Source organism: Kitasatospora sp. NPDC053057, assembly GCF_044546945.1.
Lineage (GTDB): Bacteria > Actinomycetota > Actinomycetes > Streptomycetales > Streptomycetaceae > Kitasatospora.
Window position 1 is genome coordinate 1 of sequence record NZ_JBITZP010000056.1, and the last position, 18,168, is coordinate 18,168.

Below are 18,168 nucleotides of genomic sequence, written 5' to 3' on the forward strand. Positions count from 1 at the left end.
CGCCTACCTCGCCGAGTTCCGCCGCGTCCTGGCCCCGGGCGGATACGCCCTGCTCGGCTTCTTCGAGTCCGAGGGCGACCCGCTCACCCCCTTCGGCCACAAGGTGACCACCGCTTACCGCTGGCCGATCGACACCCTCTCCACCCTCGCCGCCGAAGCCGGCCTCACCGAAACCGCCCGCATGCTGCGCCGGCCCGGCGACGGCGAACGCTTCCGCCGCGGCCACCTCCTGCTACGCGCGGCCTAGCTGTTGTGTCCCGTGAGGTTGGGGACGCGGCTGGCGGGTGGCTCGCCTGCGAGTGCGGTGTGTCCGCGGTGGTGGTTGTAGGTGTGGAGCCAGGCGGGGTAGGCGTCGCGTCGTTCCTGTTCGGTGCGGTAGGGCCTGGCGTAGGCCCATTCGTCGAGCAGGGTGCGGTTGAAGCGTTCGACCTTGCCGTTGGTCTGGGGCCGGTAGGGGCGGGTTCGCTTGTGCGCGATGCCCTCGGCCGCGAGGGCGGCGCGCCAGACCCGTGAGCGGTAGCAGGAGCCGTTGTCGGTCAGCACGCGCTGGACGGTGATCCCGGCCCGGGCGAAGAACTCGTTCGCCCGGGCCCAGAAGGCGGTGGCGGTCTCTTTGCGCTCGTCGGACAGGATCTCGCCGTAGGCCAGGCGGCAGTGGTCGTCCACGGCGTCGTGCAGGTAGCTGTAGCCCGCGCCCGAGCGGTTCTTCTTTCCGGCGGGGCGGCCCAGCACGCGGTGGCCGCCGCCGTCGGGTATGTTGCCGAGTTTCTTGATGTCGACGTGGACCAACTCGCCCGGTGCGGCGCGTTCGTAGCGCCGTATCGCCCGACCGGTTGCCCGGTCGAGGTGGGCGAGGCGGGCGAGGCGGGCGGGCCGGTAGCGGACGAGGACACGGTGGAAGGTGGCCGGGTTCAGCCCGAGGAGGTAGGCGATGCGGGCGGGTCCCCGTCGGCGGAGCACGCGGACCTTGATGATCCGCCGTTCGGTGCGGGTCGGCAGCCGGCGTGGGCTGCGGTGTGGGCGGCTGGAGAGGTCGCTCAGGCCGGCCTCACCGAGCGCGCGGTAGCGGTCGGCCCAGCGCTTGGCGGTGGTGGGCGAGACCTGGAAGCGTTCGGCCGCCCGCCGCAGAGGCCACCCGTCCTCGACCACGCAGCGGGCCGGACGCAGGCGTCCGGTCTCGGTCAGCGGTGCGTTACGTTGTGGCATGAGGGCCTTTCTGAAGTCGGTGCAGATGTCGCAATCCACACCGAGCCAGAAGGCCCTCACTCATTTCAAGATCACCCGGCCGTGAGCCCTGTCACCAACCTCCGTGGTCAGTACACCTAGCCACCACCCGGGTCCCGCCGGACGGCGGGCGGCGGGCCCGCCGGGTGGCGGGGCGCGCGAGCGCCACCCGGGCGAGGCGGCGGGCGGCCCCGCATGGCGTGAGGGCCCGGAACGCGCCGCGGCCGGACACTGGGGGGTCCGGGCACAGGCAGGAGGGACCATGGACGACCGCAGCCACCCGAGCGCACCGGGCTGCGCGGCCACCGGCGCGAACCGCGGAGCCGGTGAGCGGGCCGGGGTGCTGGGCATCGCACTCGCCGCCGTACTGGGCTTCGCGCTCGCCTCGGGCTCGTGGCAGTGGTTCTCCACCTATCTGGGCATGACACTCCTCGCGGTGGTCTTCTCCTTCACCGGCCCGCCGACCCGCACCCCCGGCCCGGGCTCCGGCTACGCGCGGAGCCTGACGGCCTACTCGCTGGTCGTCGGCCTGTGCGCGGCCCTGGCCATGGCCCCCGCGATACAGCGCTGGGCCTGGCTGTTCCCCATGCCGGGAACCCGCAGCCAGTGCGCCCACCTGGGCAGCTACACGGCGCTGCAGACACAGGCCGCCCTGGGCGACCTCGCCGGCCAGAGCGGCGCCGCACTGGCATACGCGCAGAGCGACCGGAGCCGGCACGCCGTCGACGCGTGCCTGGCCTCCACGACGACGCAGTGGCTGCCCGTGTACGCGTTCGGGGCGGCCCTCCTGACAGTACTCGGCGTCTGGCTCGCGGACAGGACCGGCACCCCACACACGGCCACCGGGAACCGGTGACCAACGCGACCCGGACCAAACCGAACCAAGCCAGGCCAAGCCAAGCCAAGCCAGGCCAAGCCAAGCCAAGCCAGGCCAAGCCAAGCCAAGCCAGGCCAGGCCAAGCCGGACCGGGCCGGGCCAAGCCGGACCGGGCCGAGCCGCGCCGGACCGGACCAAGCCGAGCCGGACCGGGCCAAGCCGAGCCGAGCCGGACCGGGCCAAGCCAAGCCGAGCCGGGCCAAGCCGAGCCACGCCGCGCCGGACCGGGCCAAGCCAAGCCGGGCCGCGCCGGGCCAAGCCGAGCCGCGCCGGACCGGGCCGGACCGCCGTCGTCGAGGCCCACGGCCGCCGGGCCCACATGGCCTCAGCCAGGGATCGGGGATCCCTGGTCCGACGGGTCTCTGCCGCCCGTGCCGGGGGGCGGGCAGGCTGATGGACGTCGGAGACAGAACAACTCCCGGAAGGGCAGACACGCATGGCGAAGATCCTGGTGACGGGGGCGAGCGGTTCGGTCGGGCGGCGCCTGGTGCCGCGGCTGACACGGTGGGCCGCGGCCCAGGGTGGTTCGGTGCGGGTACTGGTGCGCGACGCGGGCAAGGCGAAGGCACTGGGGCTGGGACTGGACGGGGTGGAGGTGGTGGTCGGCGACCTGTGCGAACCCGCCGACCGGGCACGGGCGTTGGACGGCGCCGAGGTGGTGCTGAACGTGGCGGCGGCGCTACGCGGGGTACCGGACGAGCAGGCGTGGGCGGTCAACCGGGACGCGGCCGTGGCACTGGGCCGCGAGGCCGCGAAGGCCGGGGTGGCCAGGTTCGTGCACACCAGCACCAACCTGGTGTACGGGCGGGGGCTGGGCCGCCCCGCCGTGGAGCAGGACCAGACGGCGCCGCACCCGGCGTGGGGCGTGTACGCGCAGTCCAAAGCGCAAGCCGAGACGGGACTGCGCGAACTGGGCGACGAACTGCCGCTGGTGGTGACCCGGTTGGCGTTCGTATACGGGCAGGGTGATCCGCACCTGGCACAATCCCTGCACTGGGCCGGATCCTGGCCCGCCCACCAGCGCCTGGCGGTGGTGCACCACGCGGACGTGGCACAGGCACTGTGGCGGGCGGTGGTGACCCCGGGCATCGAGGGCCGCACCTACAACGTGTCAGACGACGCCCCACTGACCGCCTGGGACCTGCACGCGCTCAACGGCCTTACCCACCCCGGTGGTTCGCAACAGACGGAGTTCGACCCATGGGAAGGGCAGATGTCCACCGCCGCCGCCCGCCGTGACCTGGGCTGGCGCCCGCTATACCCGTCGGCGTGGGCGGCGGCGCAGGCCGGCGCGCTGTGACCGTGACCGTGTTCCAGGCGCCCGGGTCCCAGACGATGAGCCACTCGAAGACCTCCCGGTCGCCATCGATCCGCAGGGTGTCCAGCCGGAGGCGGCCGTAGAAGACGAGGACCAACTCGGCGGCGCCGCCACGGGCGAAGGCATCCACAGGCGCGGCGGCGCCCGCAGGGGCGGCGGCGGCCCGGGCGGCGGCGTCCGCAGGCGTGGCGGCAGCGCCCGCAGGCGTGGCGGCGGCCGCAGGCGTGGCGGCGTCCGGGACGGCAGCGGCGCCCGCAGGCGTGGCGGCGTCCGGGACGGCAGCGGCGCCCGCAGGCGTGGCGGCGGCAGGGACGGCAGCGGCGCCCGCAGGCGTGGCGGCGGCAGGGGTGGCGGCGGCGTCGGCAGGCGTGGCGGCGGCCGGGGTGGCGGCGTCGGCCAGGCGCCCGGTGCGGGCGCCGTCGACGCACAGGTGCAGGCGCCAGGAGCGGCCCCCGGCGGCGTGACAGCCGACGACGGCACGCTCGTACGGCCACGGGGGCGGTGGTGGCGCAGCAGGTGTGCGGGAACTCCTCGACGCCGTCGAGCGCGGCCTCCTGCGGCAGCGGCTGGGCGGTGCCGGTGGTGAGCTGGGCGTCGTGGGTGTGCACGGCGCTCTCCTGGATCCGGTGCCGGGCGACGGCGCCGGCGCTGTGCGGGGACCGGGAGCCGTGCCACCACGTCCAGCAGCCGCTGTCCGGGCCGGCCTGGCGCAGGGCGTCCGGCAGTTGCCGGGTCGACCCGGCCGGCCAGGCCTGCAGGGCTTCGCGTTCCCCGGGCGCGGCGGGGTCGGCGTAGGGCGACAGCCTCGGCGGGGGGTGCGTCGGCGGGACCGGCAGCGGCGATGACGACCCAGAAACGGCCTCCTGAGCCCAGGTGCTGCGCCAGATCGAACAGCTCCCACTCGGGGCAGGTCGCCACCTCGGCGTCGAGGCTGGGAGCGGCGGCGATCGCGGCGCGCAAGGCCTGGGAGCGTTCGTCGATCAGTCACAGCAGATCGGGGAAGTCCGGGTTCTTGTGCACCCCGGGTTGTCCGTCACCCTCGCGTAGCGGGCGACCAGCGAATTCGTCGGACCGGAGCCCGACCCAGCCCCGGTGCCGGGCAGGGCAGGGCCGGGCCTAGGGAAGCCGGGCCCGGCGGGGCCAGGGGTTTTACGGCGCCGGCTTCAACGGCCGCTACGGCTTCTTCGGCTTCAACGGCTCTTACGGCTTCTTCGGCTTTGCGGCTCTTACGAGGTGCGGAGGCGCAGCACCGGCTGAGCCCAGCCGTCCTCGTGGCGCACCGCGGCGTCCAGGGCGGCGCCGATGGCGCGTTCCTCGTAGCCGAAGTGGGATTCCATGATGGCGGCCAGTCCGTCGAGTTCGCGTCCGATCACCTCCAGGTCGGCGCCTTCCTTCTCCGCGCCCTGTTCGGCGAGTTCGCGGACCCGGGTGAGGATGGCGGCGATGAACCCGTGGTCCTCGACGAGTTTGGCGACGGTGGGTGCGAGGTCGGGGCGTTCGCGCACCAGGGCGGCGAACAGGCCTTCGTCCTCACCCTGGTGATGGTTGGTCAGGGCACTGCAGAAGGCGAGGCAGTGGGTGAGCATGGAGTCGTCGGCCCCCTGGCGCCGGCCCAGGGCGGAGCGGACATTGGTCAGGCGGCGGCGCAGTTCGTTGTGCGCCTGGGAGAGTTGAAGGCTGAGGGCGGCCGTACGGCCGGTGAGGGGGGAGGCCACGAGCGGGCGGTCCCTTCGGTTGCGCACCTCCATGCCTGGCGCGGTCCGCCACCGGCACGCGATGCTGGCGCCCATCCGATCACGGCACGCGCTGCCCGGGCAAGCCCGCGCTCGCCGCCTCGGCCGGTGCGCCGGTGCGACTGCGGGGCCGTCCGAGCAGGATCCCGGCGGCCACCAGCGCCAGTCCCAGCACCTGACGCGGCCCCAGTTCGTCACCGTCCAGTGCGGTGCCCAGCAGCACCCCGGTCAGCGGGTTGAGCAGCCCGAGCAGGCCGACGGTGCCGGCCGGCAGATGCCGCAGCCCGGCGAACCAGCAGGCGAAGGCGAGGGCGGTGGCGGCCAGGGTGACGTAGCCGAAGGCGAGCAGGGTGGGGCCCTGCAGCGGTGGCGGCGCGCCCTCGGCGCCGGCGGCCAGCGGCAGCAGGAGCAGGCCGCCGGCGGTCAGCTGCCAGGCGGTGGCGGCCAGCGGGTCGGCGCCCTCGCGCCAGCGGGCGGCGAGCACGTAGCCGACGGAGGAGACCAGCATCGCGCCCACCGAGGCCGCCAGCCCGGCCCAGTCGAGCGCGCCCGCCGTCCCGAGGACGGTGAGCGCCACCCCGGCCAGGCCCACCACCGCCCCGGCCAGGTGAGCGCGGTGCGGGTGCTGCCCGGCCAGTGCCCAGGCGGTGAGCAGCATGGCCAGTGGGGAGGCGGCCATGACGGTGGCGGCGGTGCTGGTGGGCAGCAGCTGGGAGGCGAGGTAGAGCAGGACGAAGAAGACGGCGGTGTTGAGCAGCCCGAGCAGGGCGCTGCGCCACCACCAGGGGCCGCGTGGGCGGCGACGGGCGAGCGCGAGCAGCAGCAGTCCGGCGGGCAGGGCGCGCAGGGCGGCGCCCCACAGCGGGCGGTCGGCGGGCAGGTAGGCGTGGGTGACCCAGTAGTTGGCGCCCCAGGCGATCGGGGCGAGGGCGGTCAGCAGTACCCACCGCGCATTGGCTTCCATGGAAGCCAATATAGCTTCCCAGGAAGCTATCCGGGTAGGATGTCCCCATGCAGCACCAGGACGACGCCGACCACGTCGCGCTCATCCAGGCCGCGTGGCACCGCGAGCGCCCCGACCTCGACGTCTCCCCCCAGGCCGTGATCGGGCGCCTGCACCGCCTCGCCGCCCGCCTGACCGCCGAACTCACCCTCGTCTACCAGCGCTACGGCCTGAGCGAGGGCGAGTTCGACGTGCTCGCCGCCCTGCGCCGCGCCGGCGCCCCGTACGAGCGGGCCCCCGGGGAGCTCGCGGCGCACACCATGGTCACCACCGGTGCCATGACCAAGCGCATCGACCGCCTGGAGCGCGCCGGCCTGGTCACCCGCCGCACCGCCGAGGACGACCGGCGCGGGCGCGTGGTCGCCCTCACCGACGCGGGGCTGCGCCTGATCGACGAGGCGTTCACCGCCCACATGCGCAACGAGCACCGCCTGCTCTCCCACCTGAGCCCCGGCGAGGCCGGCGCCCTGGAGGCGCTGCTCACCGCCTGGCAGCAGCGTCTGGAGGGCGCCGGGCCGACCGGGCGCACAGGCTGACAGGCCGCACGGGCCGACGGAGCGCACGGGCCGCGCGGACCGCACGGGCTGACGGAGCGCATGGACTGACGCCGCGCCGAGCAGAATGTGACGCATGAGCACCCCTCCCCCGCCCGGCCCCGGCCACGGACACGACCCCGACCGTCCCGACGAGCCCGCTCCCCCGGGGTGGGAGAACCCGGCAGTGCGGGCCGACCGGCGCCTGGTGGAACTGCTGCAGGAGCTGCGGGTGCTGCAGACCGGTGTTCAGATCGTCTTCGCGTTCCTACTCGGCGTCGCCTTCACCCCGCGCTTCGCCGAACTCTCCGACGCCCAGCAGGACATCTACGTCGCCACCCTGCTGCTGGCCGTCGTCGCCGCCGCCGTGCTGGCCACCCCCGTCGCCCTGCACCGCGGCCTGTTCCGCCACCCCGGCAAGGCCCGCATCGTCGACGTCTCCGCCCGCATCGCCCAGTTCGGCCTGCTGCTGCTCGCCTCCGCCCTCACCGGCGCCGTACTGCTGGTGCTGGACGTCGTCCTCGGCGCGCCGGCGGCCGTCGCGATCAGCGCCGTCATCGCCCTGATCTTCGCCGCACTGTGGTTCGTCCTGCCCTGGTCCGTGCGCCGCGCCACCCGCGAGCGGCCCTGACCGCTCGCCCTGGCCGCCGGGGCCGGCGCCGCCGCGCTGCGGACCGGGCCACGCGCCGGCCTGCGCTCGCCCGTGGAGTGCACGGGTGACGGCCCCCCGGTCCACCGCTGCCCGCCCGTACCAGCCGGGGCGGGTACGGGCGAGCGGCGGTGCCGGGGACCGGGCCTTGGGCCGGCTGCCGGGCGCCGGGGGCCGGGCCGGGAGGCGCCGCGGCCCGGACGCCTCCCCCACCCCCACAGACCCCGCCGGCACCCCGAACGGATGACCGCGCCCGGTTAATGTGACCGTATGCACACCGACCACCGCCCCTGGGACGTCCTGCTGATCGGCGGCGCCTCCGGCGTCGGCAAGAGCCGCGCCGCCGCCCGCCTCGCCGCCGCGAGCGGCGCGTTCACGGTGGAGTTCGACGACGTCGTCGCCGCCCTGCAGGCCGCCACCACCCCGGCCACCCACCCCGGCCTGCACCACTTCACCGCCACCCCCGCCCAGGACCTGAGCACCGAGCAGGTGCTCCAGCTGCAGATCGCCACCGCCCACGCCCTGGACGAGGCCCTGCTCGGCGTCGTGCGCAACCGCCTGAGCGTCGACGTGCCCGCCATCGTCGAGGGCGACTACCTCAGCCCCCGGGCCGCCGCCCGCGCCGCCGCCGAGGCCGTCGCGCACGGCCGGCGCCTTGCCGCGGTGTTCCTCCACGAGGGCGACGAGGCTCGCATCGGCGCCAACTACGCGCGGCGCGAACCGGATTGCGGCGCCCAGAGCGAGCGCGCCGCTGTCAGCGCCCGCTACTCCCACTGGCTCGCCGCCCAGGCCCGCACCCACCGCCTGCCGGTGGTCGACTGCCTCCCGTACGACACCCTGCCGCAGCGCCTGGCCAGCGCCTGGACCTGAAGCGGCCAGAGCCGCGGCAGCTCGGGAGGCGGCACCTCAGGCCGCGGCACCTCGGCGAAAGCACCGGCCGCTACGCGGCGGGGGCGTCCTCGATGTCGGAGATCAGCTTGGTGCTCAGGTCGCTCTGCACCGCCAGGCGGGTCGTCCCGGCGTCCGGCCCGGTGCCCCACGTCAGGGTGACGGTGGTGAACAGGCGCCCGGCGCCCGAGTCGTGGTAGGCCACCTCCCAGGCGGTGGGCACGTCCTGGGCGCGCAGCACGCCGTCGGCGTGGTTGGCCTCCTCCCAGGCCGCCAGGCGTCGGCGCAGGTCCTCGGTGAGGTAATGGCCGCGCAGCTCGTTCGACAGGTCGTCGGTGCCGTCGCAGACGGCGTCGATGTAGGCGCCGTAGAAGTCGGCGACCCGGTCCACCGCAGAGTCCGGGCTGCCGCCGCGGGTCACGGTGCCCGCTTCGGTGTCGGTCATGAACTTCCCTCCGTCCGGGCCCGTGCGGCGCCTCACCGCCTGCCGGGCCGATTCGTCCGTTCGCGGGGCACAACGAGCCCGGGGTGGCGCAGGTTTCGGGTACAAAGTTTCAACAGGCGGTGTACGCAGGCGGGGTGGGACGGGAGACGAGCGGTGCTGATCGTGGTGAGCGGCGGGCCGGGCAGCGGGAAGACGACACTGGCGCACGCGCTCGCCCGGGCGGTCGGCTGCCCCGCGGTGTGCCGCGACGAGGTCAAGGAGGGCCTGCTGCACGCCGCCACCCGCTCCCCCTCGCCCTCGCCCTCCCCCGACGAGGTGGTGCGCGACGCCTTCTTCGACGTGCTGGGCGTGCTGGTGCGCGCCGGGGTGAGCGTGGTCGCCGAGGCCGCCTACCAGGACCGGATCTGGCGCCCCCGCCTGGCGCCGCTGGCCGCCCGCACCGAACTGCGGGTGGTGCACTGCCGGGTGGATCCGGCCCTGGCCCGCCGCCGCATCGCGGAGCGCCTGGCCACCGGGCGCCACCGCGCCGCGCACGCCGACCGCGACCTGCTCGCCGCCCCGCCCGGCGCGGGCAACCTGCTGGACGACTTCACCGCGCTGTCCCTGCCGGGCGTGCCGCGCCTGTGCGTGGACACCACCGACGGCTACGATCCGCCGCTGGCGGACATCGCCGCCTTCGCCCGCCGCTGAACGCCGCTGGACGCCGCCGTTGAACGCCGCCGTCCGGCCGGGTGCTGCCCCGTCAGGCCTGTGGCGCCCGCTGTGCGGTGAACGCCCCGTCGACGAGGACCGGCACCACTGCGCTGGCGTCCAGCTCGACGGCCACCGCCACGTCCTCGGCGAAGCCGCCCTCGGTCAGCTCCCGCCCCGACACGCTCCCGCGCACCTGCCGCGCCACCCCCGCACTCGCCGCACTCGCCGCGAACGCCGCGCCCGCCATGGCCGCCTCCGGCGACAGCGGCCCGCAGCCCCGCCCGCGCAGGGCCGCGATCACCGCGCCCGCGCCGTACAGGTCCTCCAGCGCCGGGCGCAGCGTGCCGTCGGGCCAGTGTTCCCCGGCGGCGATCACGGCGACCGGGCGCTGGGGTGTGCCGTAGTCGTGGGCGGCGAGCCATGCGGCCGCCGCGGTGGCGTTGCGCAGGCAGGCGGCCAGGACCGTGGCGCCGGCGTGCTGTGCGGCGGCCGAGATGGCCGAGCCGTTGGGCGAGGGCAGGACCAGGCGCGCTGTGGCGGGGGCGCGGCGCAGGGCGGCGGGTGAGAGTGTCCACGGGGTGCGGTCGCTGACGGCGTGGCGACCGACGGCGAGGCGGGCGTCGTGGCCGGTGGCGAAGGCGTCGGCGCTCTCGTCGCGCCAGGGGTAGGGCAGGACGCGGGTGCCGGCCTCGGCCGCGACGGAGACGGAGGTGGTGAAGGAGAGCACGTCGACGACCACGAGGGCGCCTGTTTGGGGGGCGAGGTGGCGGGCGCCGGCGGGGCCCCAGTCGAAGCGTACGCCGTGGTCTGCTTGGAGGAGGTAGTCGTGCATGGCCGGTGATCCTGCCACGGGTCGGTTCGTCCGGCGCAGGGCCGGTTCCGGCCGGCTCGGTTCGCGGTGTTTCGTCAGTTGTCGCTCTGCTGCCGGTGGTCGTAGTCGGTGCGGGCGGCGAGGACGTGGGGCATGTGGGTTTCCGCCCAGGTCTTGATCGAGCGTACGAGCGGCAGCAGGTCGTGTCCGAGCGGGGTGAGGGCGTAGTCGACGCGGGTGGGGACGGTGGGGGTGACGGTGCGGTGCAGCAGGCCGTCGCGTTCCAGGGTGCGCAGGGTCTGGGTGAGCATCTTCTCGCTGACTCCGGCCAGGCGCCGGCGCAGGTCGCTGTAGCGCTGGGGGCCGTCGGCGAGGGCGTTGACGAGGAGGGTGACCCACTTGTCGCCGATGCGGTCGAGGAGTTGGCGGGCCGGGCACTGGGCGAGGTAGGCGTCGTATCCGGCACGCTGGGCGGCGCGGCGCTGGGCGGCGGTCATGGTGGGCATCGGCCTGTTCCTCTCCTGGGGGTCGGTTGCGCACCTTGGGGTGCGTTCTTCCCTGCGGAGAGTAACTCTCCCTAGATTGGGCGGTGTTCGCAAGGGTTGCTGTCGGTTGCTGTTGCTCGAAGGAGTTGGGTGCGGTGCAGGCTGTGGTGGTGCGGGACTTCGGCGGGCCCGAGGTGCTGGAGCTGGTGGAGGTGGGGCGGCCGGTGGCGGGCCCCGGGCGGGTGCGGGTGCGGGTGGAGGCGGCGGGGGTGAACCCGGTGGACGCCCTGACCCGCTCGGGTGCACTGGCCGGGGCGGGGCTGATGGGCCGACGGGAGGTGACGGGCATCGGCTGGGAGGTGGCCGGGGTGGTGGACGCCGTCGGGCCGGGGGTCGAGGGGTTCGTGCCGGGGCAGCGGGTGGTGGGGCTGCGGGACCGCCTGGACGTGGACCTGGGCGCGTACGCGCAGTTCGTGGTGCTGGACGCACAGGCGCTGGCGCCGGCCCCGGCGGGGGTCGGCTTCGCGCAGGCGGCGACGCTGCCGCTGAACGGCCTGACCGCGGTGCAGGCCCTGAACCTGCTGGAGCTGCCCGCCGGTGCCAGCGTCCTGGTGACGGGCGCGGCGGGGGCGGTGGGCGGCTTCGCGGTCCAACTGGCGGCGCTGCGCGGGCTACGGGTGGTGGCGCTGGCCGCCGCGGAGGACGAGGAACTGGTGCGGGCGCTGGGTGCGCGGTGGTTCGTGCCGCGTACGGCGGGCGATGTGGCCGCGGCCGTACGGGAGTTGGTGCCGGGCGGGGTGGACGGCGCGGTGGACGCGGCCCGGCTCGGGGTGGCGGCGCTCGGGGCGGTGCGCGGGCGGGGGGTGTTCGCGGCGGTGGCGGGCGGCAGTGAGCCGGTGGGGCTGCGCGGCATCCGGGTGGTGAACGTGTGGGTGAGCGCGGACGGGCCGGCGCTGGCGCGGCTGTCGGCGCTGGCGGCGGACGGCCGGCTGACCCTGCGCGTGGCCGCCACCCTGCCGCTGCAGGACGCCGCGCGGGCGCACGAGCGGCTGGCGCGGGGCGGGTTGCGGGGGCGTCTGGTGCTGGTGCCCTGACCGGGGCCGGCACCGGGCCGCCCCACCCGCTCCCGCTCCCGCTCCCGGTTCAGGGGGCCGACGCCGCCGCGCGCAGGCGCTTCTTGTCCGGCTTGCCGACGGCCGTCAGCGCGATCGCGTCCACCAGGTGCAGGGCCTCGGGGGCGTAGATCCGGCCCTTGTTGGCGGTGACGAAGGCGCGGATCTCCTCCAGCTGCGGCTGCTGCCCCTGGGCGGGGACGACGGCGACGTGGACGTGCTCGGCCTGCTGGGCATCGCGCACGCCGAAGACGGCGCACTGGGCGATCGCCGGGTGGGTGAACAGCAGGTCCTCGACCTCGGTGGGGTAGACGTGGCCGCCGACGACGATGATCAGGTCCTTGAGGCGGTCGGCGAGGTAGAGGTAGCCGTCGGCGTCGAAGTTAGCCGGTGTCGCCGGTGTCGCCGGTGTCCAGCCAACCATGGCGCAGGACCTGGGCGGTGAGGTCGGGCTGCTTCCAGTACCCGGCCGTGAGCGTGGCCGAGCGGACGTGGACCTCGCCCTGTTCGCCGGCCGGCAGCGCGGTGCCGTCGGCGGCGCGGATCTCCACCTCCACGCCCGGCAGCGGGCGGCCCACCGAGAGCCGGCCGCCGTGGCCGATGCGGTCGTGCTCGGCGGGGCCGAGCATCGCGATGTTCCGCGCCTGCGACATGCCGTAGCCGCTCACCAGCACCGGGCCGAACACCTTGAGGGCCTCGCGGATCCGGGTCGGGGCCACGGCGCAGCCGCCGTAGGGGAGACGCGGCGCAGCCGTCAGCACGCCAGCCGGGTGGGCGAGGGAGGTGGCGGCGAGGAGGCGGGGCGGTTCGTCCTCGGGGCGGGGGTCGGCGTAGGGGACGTCGAAGGCGCTGCGGTAGGGGCCGTGCAAGCTCAGGACGCCCTTGGGGATGCCGGTGGTGCCGCCAGTGTGGCGGATGCCGAGGTCGTCGCCGGGGCCGATGCGCACGGCGGGCTCCTCGGCGGGCCGGTAGGCGCAGGCGGCGATCACGTCCTCGCCGATGCCTTTGCCAGGACCGGGGCGCTCATCCAGTCGTACACGTTGACCACCCGCGCGCCCGCCAGACCCTCGGCGTAGCGGGCGCTGAGCGCCTCGGCGGTGTTGCCGGTGAGCAGGGTGACCGTCGCGCCGCGGCCCACGCCCCGGGCCAGGAGCTCGCGGTAGACGGTAGGTGGCGGCGGCGAAGTCGCCGGCGGTGATCTCGGCGCCGTCGGCGGTGGTGACGGCGCGCCGGTGCGGGTCGCAGCGCGGGGACCGGAGGATCAAAGCGGGTGCGCTGACGAACTCCCGCTCGGGGATGGCCGCTTCTTGTGCGCAGGGGGCAACCATGGCCCCACCCCGGCCCCGGCCGGTCCACCGGGAAACCTCGGTGCGGCCGGCGGGCGGTTTCGGCACACTGTCCCGGTGATCACCGACTACTGGCCGCTGACGGGCCTGCGCGTCACCACGCCCCGCCTGGAACTGCGTTTGCCCACCGAGGACGACCTCGGCGAGCTCGCGGACCTGGCCGCGCGCGGCATCCACCCACCGACCGAACGCCCCTTCCTCACCCCGTGGGGAGAACTGCCGCCCGCCGAACGCGCCCGGCACGTCCTGCAGATGCACTGGCGCCGGATGGGGCGCTGGACGGCGCAGAGCTGGGCCCTGGACCTGGTGGCCTTCCACCAGGGGCGTCCCGTGGGCGTGCAGGACATGCGGGCCAAGGAGTTCACGGTACGGCGCGAGATCACCTCCGGTTCCTGGGTCGGCCTGGAGCACCAGGGCCTGGGCTTGGGCACCGAGATGCGCGCCGCGATGCTCCACCTCGCGTTCGCGGAACTGGGCGCGGTGTCGGCGACGTCGGTGTCCTTCGCCGACAACCACTCCTCCCTCGCCGTCTCCCGCAAGCTCGGCTACCGCCCCGACGGCATCAGCCGCGACACCCTCGACGGGCGCGTCGTGGAGTCCCAGCGCCTGCGCCTGGACCGCGACCACTGGCAAGGCCCACCCATCCCGGTCACCATCACCGGCCTCACCCCCACCTGCCGCACCCTCTTCGGAGCCACCCCCACCCCGGCACAGTAGAACCGGTGCGCAGGAAGTCGGCCCGACCGACTTCCTACGCACCGGTCCCACAGGAGCAGCACTCCCCCACACCCGGGCCCCCGATGCTCCGTCGCCCGGGAAGTCGGACCCGCCGATTTCCCGCGCGCAGGCGCAGGTCAGGCGGCGAGGGGGTTCGGGGAGTGGCTGCGGGAGTCGGGCCGGCCGACTTCCTGTGCGCGGGCGCGGGTCAGGTGGTGAGGGCGTGGGCGAGGGTGTCGAGGGAGTGCAGGACGTGGATGCCGTGGCCGACGGGGGTGTTGGTGGCGGCGCGGTCGAGCCAGAAGGCGTGGAGGCCGGCGTCGCGGGCGCCCTCGGCGTCGATGGTGTACTTGTCGCCGACGTAGGCGACCTCGTGCGGGGGCAGGCCCAGGGCGGCGCAGCCGGCGTGGAAGATGCTGGGGGCGGGTTTGGCTTGGCCGTGCTGGTCGGAGCAGACGAGGACGTCGCCGAGGTGGTCGAGCAGGCCGATGGTGCGCAGTTTGCGGCGCTGGTGGTCGGTGTCGGAGTTGGAGACGATCCCGAGCCGGTAGTGGGGAGCGAGTCGCAGGAGGGCGGGCTTGGCGTCGGGGAAGGCGCTCCACGCCGCGTCGCGGTGGGCGGCGTAGCCGGCGAACCAGGCGGCGGCCTGTTCGTCGCTGAGGTGTTCGGCGCCGTCCTGGCCGAGTTCGGCGAGGAACTGGCGGGTGCGTTCGTACTGCTGGCCGCGCAGGGTGAGTTCCCGGGCGAGGTAGCGGGCGTACTGGTACTCCATGACGCTGCGCCACAGCGCGAGTGCCGCCTGCGGGGTGGGGAAGCGCTCCAGCAGGCCGACGTCCCGCAGGTGGGCGAGGATGCCCGCCTCCTCCGAGCCGGAGTAGTCGAACAAGGTGTCGTCGACGTCGAAGAGCACGCCCCTGATCGGCATGAACCGTCCTTTCCGTTTCGCTGCGGGGCACTGCGCTTCGGTGTACTGCGCTGCGGTAGGGACCCTACGCGCCGCTGTCGCGGGCGCCGGAGGCGAGGCGGGCGGCGAGTGCGGTGACGAGGTCGCGCAGTTCGTCGGGGCGCTCGATGACGAACGGGCGGTCGAGTGCGGCGAGCACCGGGGGCAGCCAGTCGAGCCGTTGCGCCCGCACGCCGACGCGCAGCCAGCGCTGCCCAGCCACCCCGGCCACCCCGTCCGCCGCCTCCGGGCCGTCCGCCGCCTCCGGGCCGTCCGCCGCGTCCGGGCCTGCCGCGGGTTCGTGTTCCTCCAACTGGGCGACGGCGGCGGGCAGGTGGGCGCGGACGTGCTCGGGTGTGGCGTGGATGCGCAGGGTCACCCGGTGGCGGTAGTCGGCGGTGGCGAAGCCGGTGAGCAGGCGTTCGGCGGGGTCGGGGCCCTCGGGCTCCCGGAAGGTGCCCGGCAGGGTCCTGGCGTCGGTGACACGGTCGAGCCGGAAGGTCCGCTCCTCGTCGAGGCGGGCGTCCATGCCGGTGACGTACCAGCGGCCCGCGTGGGCGACGATCCCGTGGGCGTGCAAGGTGCGCTCGCTGGGGCGGCCGTCGCGGTCGGTGTAGCGGATGGCGAGGGGCCGGCGGTGGCGCACCGCGTCGGCGACGGTGAGCAGGACGTCGGCGTCAGGGGTGTCGGTGGTGTCCGCGGCGTCGGGAGGCGGCGCGGGCCGGTCGGTGTGGGCGAGGGCGTCCAGGAGCGCGTCGAGACGGCGGGCGGTGTGCCGGGGCAGTACCCGGCGGATCTTCGCCGTGGCCGTCTCGTTGGCGGTGCGCTGGGTGGCCGTCAACGCGGTACGGCGCGCGGCGAGCAGGCCGAGCAGCACGGCTAGCGCCTCGTCGTCGCCGAGCATGAGCGGGGGCAGGCGGTAGCCGGGGGCGAGGCGGTAGCCGCCGTAGCGGCCGCGTACCGATTCCACGGGCACGTCCAGCTCGATCAGCCGGTCCACGTAGCGGCGCACGGTGCGTCCCTGGACGCCGAGCCGGTCGGCGAGTTCGGCCACGGTGCGGGTGCCGCCGCACTGGAGGAGTTCCAGGAGCGTCAGCACGCGGGCGGTGGGTCGGGGCATCCGGGCAACCTACCGCGGATAGAGGACCGGTTCTGTCCGCTATTGCTCCTAGCCTGCGGAGCGCAACGCATTCAGCACGCACGACCAGGGAGATTCCATGGACTTCGTCTCGATCCGCATCATCACCGGCGACGTCGCCCGCCTCGTCGGGTTCTACGAGCGGGCCACCGGGGCGCGGGCGGTGTGGGCCACCGAGGACTTCGCCGAGCTCAGGACCGCGAGTGCGACGCTGGCGATCGCCGCCACCCGCACGGTGGCGCTGTTCGCCCCGGGCTGTGCCACTGCGGCGGACAACCGCAGCGTGATCACCGAGTTCCTGGTCGACGACGTGGACCGGGTATTCGGGGACCTGGCCGGTGTCGTCACCGACGTCGTGGCCGGACCCGCCACGATGCCCTGGGGCAACCGGTCGCTGCTGGTGCGCGACCCCGACGGCAACCTCGTCAACTTCTTCACGCCCGTCACCCCGGCAGCCGTGGCCAGGCTGGCACGCTGACACGGCCGCCGCGACGCGGACCTCAGACGGGCACGAGCGGCGAGCCTCAGACGGGCCCGGGCGCGGGCGCCGCCGAGAGGAGGGCGTCCAGCAGGCCGGGGAAGCGGGCGTCCAGGTCGGTGCGGCGCAGGCTGACGAAGCGGTTGCGGCCGGCGACGCGGGTGGCGGTGACGCCGGCCTCGCGCAGGACGCGCATGTGGTGGGAGACGGTTGACTTGTGCAGGTGCTCCAGGCCCAAGTCGCGGGGGGCGCAGGAGTGCTCGGCGCCGTCGGCGTAGCTGAGCAGCAGGCGCATGCGCACGGGGTCGCCCAGGGCGTGCAGGACGGTGACGAGGTCGATGTCGGCGGCGGCGGGCTGGGGCAGCCGCTCGTCCTCGGTCATCGGCGCGGCGGTCATGGGCTGGCTCCGGTCCTCGGGGGTGCGGCGGCGGTGAATGGTTTGACAATCATCCACCAATCCCCGATTGTTTGGCGAGCATCAAACCGTTGCATGGTTGTCCAACAATAGCCTCGGGGGGCTTTCCCGTGCCCGTACGCCTGCTCCTGCTCGCCCTCGGCACCTTCGCCATGGGCACCGACTCGATGGTGGTGGCCGGCATCCTCGGCCCGATCTCCGCCGACCTGGGCGTGTCGGTGGGCGCCGCCGGCCAGCTGGTCACCGTCTTCGCGCTCGGCTACGCCCTGCTGGCCCCGCCGCTGGCCGCCGCCACCGCCCGCTGGCCGCGCCAGCGCCTGCTGCTGACCGCGCTCGCCGTCTTCAGCGCCGCCAACGCGCTCAGCGCCCTCGCCCCCAGCTACGGACTGCTGCTGGCCACCCGGGTGCTGGCCGCCGCCGGCGCCGCCCTCTACACCCCCACCGCCAACGCGGTCGCCACCACCCTGGTCGCCCCCGAGCGACGCGGCCGCGCGATCGCCACCGTGCTCGGCGGCATGACGGTCGCCACCGCGCTCGGCGTGCCGCTGGGCACCTGGGTCGGACGCGCCGACTGGCGGCTGACGATGTGGCTGGTCACCGCGCTGGGCCTGGCCGCGTTCGCCGGACTCGCCGCCCTGCTGCGCGCCCTGCCCGCCCCCGCCGCCGCCCCCACCCTCAGCGCACGCCTCGCCCCGCTGGCCCAGCGCCGGGTACTCGGCGCGGGCGCCACCACCCTCGCCTTCTTCCTCGCCTTCCAGAGCGTCTACATCTACCTCGCCACCGCCGTCCACGGCGCCACCGGCGGCGACGCCGACCGCCTGAGCCTCATCCTGCTCACCACCGGCGTGATGTCGGTGGCCGGCAGCTGGCTGGGCGGGCGCCTGGTCGACCGCGCCGGGGTGCGCCGCGTACTGCTGGCCGGCTCCGCCGTCGCCGCCTGCGCCTTCGCCGCCCTGCCGTGGCTGGGGCGCAGCATGCCGGGGGCGCTGGCGTACTCGGTGGCGGTGCCGCTGGCGGGGTGGGCGGTGTCAGTGGCGCTACCGCACCGGCTGGCCTCGATCGACCCGGTGAACGCACCGCTGCTGATCTCGCTGAACAGCAGCGCCCTGTACCTGGGCACGGCGGCCGGCGGGGTGACGGGGTCGGCCGCGATCGCGGTGCTGGGCGAGCGGTGGTTCCCACTGGCGGCAGCGGTACTGGCCCTGGCGGCGTGCGCGATCGCGGCGGCCACCACCCGCGACCAGCGCGCCACCGCCCCCGCCGTGACCGCCCCGGCCGAAGCGGCGGCGGCGCCGGCCCCAGTGCCGGCCGGCAACTGACAGGCCGCACGAGGACAGGCCCACCGCCGCCCGGGCCCGGC

At 75.1% G+C, this 18,168-nt stretch carries 22 protein-coding genes and 3 pseudogenes; 11 read left to right on the plus strand and 14 right to left on the minus strand.

Features of this window, described 5'->3' with window-relative positions:
- Window positions 1-247 (plus strand): annotated as a pseudogene (locus ACIG5E_RS35300) (SAM-dependent methyltransferase); the annotation flags it as partial.
- Here ACIG5E_RS35300 and ACIG5E_RS35305 read toward each other — a convergent pair.
- The gene (locus ACIG5E_RS35305; protein WP_396540664.1) at window positions 244-1,206 is read right to left on the minus strand and encodes an IS481 family transposase; all 963 of its coding nucleotides are present in this window, start codon (window positions 1,204-1,206) and stop codon (window positions 244-246) included. The pseudogene ACIG5E_RS35300 and the gene ACIG5E_RS35305 overlap by 4 nt on opposite strands.
- A 280-nt stretch (window positions 1,207-1,486) precedes the next feature.
- On the opposite strand from ACIG5E_RS35305, the gene ACIG5E_RS35310 reads away from it, so the two are divergent.
- Together ACIG5E_RS35310 and ACIG5E_RS35315 are read left to right on the plus strand one after the other, a co-directional pair.
- Window positions 1,487-2,080: a hypothetical protein gene (locus ACIG5E_RS35310; RefSeq protein WP_396540667.1), complete on the plus strand. Its 594-nt coding sequence runs from the start codon at window positions 1,487-1,489 to the stop codon at window positions 2,078-2,080.
- A gap of 457 nt (window positions 2,081-2,537) precedes the next feature.
- Window positions 2,538-3,200: pseudogene (locus ACIG5E_RS35315) on the plus strand (NAD-dependent epimerase/dehydratase family protein); the annotation flags it as partial.
- Between the two features lie 2 nt (window positions 3,201-3,202).
- Here the strand turns inward: ACIG5E_RS35315 and ACIG5E_RS35320 are convergent.
- From ACIG5E_RS35320 to ACIG5E_RS35335, 4 genes and pseudogenes are all read right to left on the minus strand, one after another.
- Complete coding sequence (locus ACIG5E_RS35320) at window positions 3,203-4,177, minus strand: maleylpyruvate isomerase N-terminal domain-containing protein (RefSeq protein WP_396540753.1); 975 nt, start codon at window positions 4,175-4,177, stop codon at window positions 3,203-3,205.
- A pseudogene (locus tag ACIG5E_RS35325) lies at window positions 4,065-4,337 on the minus strand (maleylpyruvate isomerase N-terminal domain-containing protein); the annotation flags it as partial. The pseudogene ACIG5E_RS35325 and the gene ACIG5E_RS35320, both read right to left, overlap by 113 nt.
- Window positions 4,338-4,645: 308 nt before the next feature.
- A complete protein-coding gene (locus tag ACIG5E_RS35330) occupies window positions 4,646-5,134 on the minus strand; it encodes a hemerythrin domain-containing protein (protein ID WP_396540669.1) in 489 nt (162 codons plus the stop codon).
- Window positions 5,135-5,213: 79 nt separating this feature from the next.
- The gene (locus tag ACIG5E_RS35335; RefSeq protein ID WP_396540671.1) at window positions 5,214-6,116 is read right to left on the minus strand and encodes a DMT family transporter; all 903 of its coding nucleotides are present in this window, start codon (window positions 6,114-6,116) and stop codon (window positions 5,214-5,216) included.
- Window positions 6,117-6,163: 47 nt separating this feature from the next.
- Here ACIG5E_RS35335 and ACIG5E_RS35340 point away from each other — a divergent pair, with 47 nt between their 5' ends.
- The 3 genes from ACIG5E_RS35340 (at window position 6,164) to ACIG5E_RS35350 (ending at window position 8,207) form a co-directional block, all read left to right on the plus strand.
- Window positions 6,164-6,691 carry a MarR family winged helix-turn-helix transcriptional regulator gene (locus ACIG5E_RS35340; protein ID WP_396540673.1) on the plus strand — a complete coding sequence of 176 codons (528 nt, stop codon included), beginning with the start codon at window positions 6,164-6,166 and terminating at the stop codon, window positions 6,689-6,691.
- A 94-nt stretch (window positions 6,692-6,785) separates the two neighbouring features.
- A complete protein-coding gene (locus ACIG5E_RS35345) occupies window positions 6,786-7,319 on the plus strand; it encodes a DUF6328 family protein (protein WP_396540675.1) in 534 nt (177 codons plus the stop codon).
- 288 nt (window positions 7,320-7,607) lie between these two features.
- Window positions 7,608-8,207 (plus strand): AAA family ATPase, encoded by a 600-nt coding sequence (locus ACIG5E_RS35350; protein WP_396540677.1) that lies wholly within the window; start codon window positions 7,608-7,610, stop codon window positions 8,205-8,207.
- Window positions 8,208-8,277: 70 nt separating this feature from the next.
- On the opposite strand, the gene ACIG5E_RS35355 is transcribed toward ACIG5E_RS35350, so the two are convergent.
- Window positions 8,278-8,670: a hypothetical protein gene (locus ACIG5E_RS35355; protein WP_396540679.1), complete on the minus strand. Its 393-nt coding sequence runs from the start codon at window positions 8,668-8,670 to the stop codon at window positions 8,278-8,280.
- Window positions 8,671-8,823: 153 nt separating this feature from the next.
- Here ACIG5E_RS35355 and ACIG5E_RS35360 point away from each other — a divergent pair, with 153 nt between their 5' ends.
- Window positions 8,824-9,360 (plus strand): AAA family ATPase, encoded by a 537-nt coding sequence (locus ACIG5E_RS35360; RefSeq protein ID WP_396540681.1) that lies wholly within the window; start codon window positions 8,824-8,826, stop codon window positions 9,358-9,360.
- Window positions 9,361-9,412: 52 nt separating this feature from the next.
- Here the strand turns inward: ACIG5E_RS35360 and ACIG5E_RS35365 are convergent, their stop codons facing one another.
- Both ACIG5E_RS35365 and ACIG5E_RS35370 read right to left on the minus strand, forming a co-directional pair.
- A complete protein-coding gene (locus ACIG5E_RS35365; protein WP_396540683.1) occupies window positions 9,413-10,195 on the minus strand; it encodes a 2-phosphosulfolactate phosphatase in 783 nt (260 codons plus the stop codon).
- 74 nt (window positions 10,196-10,269) lie between these two features.
- Window positions 10,270-10,680, minus strand: a complete 411-nt coding sequence (locus tag ACIG5E_RS35370) for a winged helix-turn-helix transcriptional regulator (RefSeq protein ID WP_396540685.1) — start codon at window positions 10,678-10,680, stop codon at window positions 10,270-10,272.
- 134 nt (window positions 10,681-10,814) lie between these two features.
- Between ACIG5E_RS35370 and ACIG5E_RS35375 the strand changes: the two genes are divergently transcribed.
- Window positions 10,815-11,753, plus strand: coding sequence for an NADP-dependent oxidoreductase (locus ACIG5E_RS35375; protein WP_396540687.1), 939 nt, complete (start codon window positions 10,815-10,817; stop codon window positions 11,751-11,753).
- Between the two features lie 49 nt (window positions 11,754-11,802).
- On the opposite strand, the gene ACIG5E_RS35380 is transcribed toward ACIG5E_RS35375, so the two are convergent.
- The 3 genes from ACIG5E_RS35380 to ACIG5E_RS35390 are packed head-to-tail and all read right to left on the minus strand — an operon-like array spanning window position 11,803 to window position 12,909.
- Window positions 11,803-12,195 carry a hypothetical protein gene (locus ACIG5E_RS35380; protein ID WP_396540689.1) on the minus strand — a complete coding sequence of 131 codons (393 nt, stop codon included), beginning with the start codon at window positions 12,193-12,195 and terminating at the stop codon, window positions 11,803-11,805.
- The gene (locus tag ACIG5E_RS35385) at window positions 12,155-12,760 is read right to left on the minus strand and encodes an AMP-binding protein (RefSeq protein ID WP_396540691.1); all 606 of its coding nucleotides are present in this window, start codon (window positions 12,758-12,760) and stop codon (window positions 12,155-12,157) included. The genes ACIG5E_RS35380 and ACIG5E_RS35385 overlap by 41 nt, the downstream gene beginning before the upstream one ends.
- Window positions 12,757-12,909 carry a hypothetical protein gene (locus ACIG5E_RS35390; protein ID WP_396540693.1) on the minus strand — a complete coding sequence of 51 codons (153 nt, stop codon included), beginning with the start codon at window positions 12,907-12,909 and terminating at the stop codon, window positions 12,757-12,759. The genes ACIG5E_RS35385 and ACIG5E_RS35390 overlap by 4 nt, the downstream gene beginning before the upstream one ends.
- A gap of 265 nt (window positions 12,910-13,174) precedes the next feature.
- Between ACIG5E_RS35390 and ACIG5E_RS35395 the strand changes: the two genes are divergently transcribed.
- Window positions 13,175-13,834, plus strand: coding sequence for a GNAT family N-acetyltransferase (locus tag ACIG5E_RS35395; protein WP_396540695.1), 660 nt, complete (start codon window positions 13,175-13,177; stop codon window positions 13,832-13,834).
- Between the two features lie 208 nt (window positions 13,835-14,042).
- Here ACIG5E_RS35395 and ACIG5E_RS35400 read toward each other — a convergent pair whose 3' ends face one another.
- Together ACIG5E_RS35400 and ACIG5E_RS35405 are read right to left on the minus strand one after the other, a co-directional pair.
- Complete coding sequence (locus tag ACIG5E_RS35400; RefSeq protein WP_396540697.1) at window positions 14,043-14,759, minus strand: HAD family hydrolase; 717 nt, start codon at window positions 14,757-14,759, stop codon at window positions 14,043-14,045.
- Between the two features lie 64 nt (window positions 14,760-14,823).
- Complete coding sequence (locus tag ACIG5E_RS35405; protein WP_396540699.1) at window positions 14,824-15,897, minus strand: helix-turn-helix transcriptional regulator; 1,074 nt, start codon at window positions 15,895-15,897, stop codon at window positions 14,824-14,826.
- 97 nt (window positions 15,898-15,994) lie between these two features.
- Between ACIG5E_RS35405 and ACIG5E_RS35410 the strand changes: the two genes are divergently transcribed.
- Window positions 15,995-16,393 (plus strand): VOC family protein, encoded by a 399-nt coding sequence (locus ACIG5E_RS35410; RefSeq protein ID WP_396540701.1) that lies wholly within the window; start codon window positions 15,995-15,997, stop codon window positions 16,391-16,393.
- A gap of 46 nt (window positions 16,394-16,439) precedes the next feature.
- On the opposite strand, the gene ACIG5E_RS35415 is transcribed toward ACIG5E_RS35410, so the two are convergent.
- Window positions 16,440-16,790 carry an ArsR/SmtB family transcription factor gene (locus ACIG5E_RS35415; RefSeq protein WP_396540703.1) on the minus strand — a complete coding sequence of 117 codons (351 nt, stop codon included), beginning with the start codon at window positions 16,788-16,790 and terminating at the stop codon, window positions 16,440-16,442.
- Window positions 16,791-16,918: 128 nt separating this feature from the next.
- On the opposite strand from ACIG5E_RS35415, the gene ACIG5E_RS35420 reads away from it, so the two are divergent.
- Window positions 16,919-18,127 (plus strand): MFS transporter, encoded by a 1,209-nt coding sequence (locus tag ACIG5E_RS35420; RefSeq protein WP_396540705.1) that lies wholly within the window; start codon window positions 16,919-16,921, stop codon window positions 18,125-18,127.
- The last annotated feature ends 41 nt before the right edge of the window (window positions 18,128-18,168 follow it).

What these genes read in the sequence shown, in the direction of transcription:
- ACIG5E_RS35400 (WP_396540697.1), bottom strand. Translation starts at nt 14,759, where the DNA reads ATGCCGATCAGGGGCGTGCTCTTCGACGTCGACGACACCTTGTTCGAC.
- ACIG5E_RS35365 (WP_396540683.1), bottom strand. Translation starts at nt 10,195, where the DNA reads ATGCACGACTACCTCCTCCAAGCAGACCACGGCGTACGCTTCGACTGG.
- ACIG5E_RS35350 (WP_396540677.1), top strand. Translation starts at nt 7,608, where the DNA reads ATGCACACCGACCACCGCCCCTGGGACGTCCTGCTGATCGGCGGCGCC.
- ACIG5E_RS35305 (WP_396540664.1), bottom strand. Translation starts at nt 1,206, where the DNA reads ATGCCACAACGTAACGCACCGCTGACCGAGACCGGACGCCTGCGTCCG.
- ACIG5E_RS35370 (WP_396540685.1), bottom strand. Translation starts at nt 10,680, where the DNA reads ATGCCCACCATGACCGCCGCCCAGCGCCGCGCCGCCCAGCGTGCCGGA.
- ACIG5E_RS35310 (WP_396540667.1), top strand. Translation starts at nt 1,487, where the DNA reads ATGGACGACCGCAGCCACCCGAGCGCACCGGGCTGCGCGGCCACCGGC.
- ACIG5E_RS35380 (WP_396540689.1), bottom strand. Translation starts at nt 12,195, where the DNA reads ATGGTTGGCTGGACACCGGCGACACCGGCGACACCGGCTAACTTCGAC.
- ACIG5E_RS35335 (WP_396540671.1), bottom strand. Translation starts at nt 6,116, where the DNA reads ATGGAAGCCAATGCGCGGTGGGTACTGCTGACCGCCCTCGCCCCGATC.
- ACIG5E_RS35355 (WP_396540679.1), bottom strand. Translation starts at nt 8,670, where the DNA reads ATGACCGACACCGAAGCGGGCACCGTGACCCGCGGCGGCAGCCCGGAC.
- ACIG5E_RS35345 (WP_396540675.1), top strand. Translation starts at nt 6,786, where the DNA reads ATGAGCACCCCTCCCCCGCCCGGCCCCGGCCACGGACACGACCCCGAC.
- ACIG5E_RS35410 (WP_396540701.1), top strand. Translation starts at nt 15,995, where the DNA reads ATGGACTTCGTCTCGATCCGCATCATCACCGGCGACGTCGCCCGCCTC.
- ACIG5E_RS35415 (WP_396540703.1), bottom strand. Translation starts at nt 16,790, where the DNA reads ATGACCGCCGCGCCGATGACCGAGGACGAGCGGCTGCCCCAGCCCGCC.
- ACIG5E_RS35405 (WP_396540699.1), bottom strand. Translation starts at nt 15,897, where the DNA reads ATGCCCCGACCCACCGCCCGCGTGCTGACGCTCCTGGAACTCCTCCAG.
- ACIG5E_RS35340 (WP_396540673.1), top strand. Translation starts at nt 6,164, where the DNA reads ATGCAGCACCAGGACGACGCCGACCACGTCGCGCTCATCCAGGCCGCG.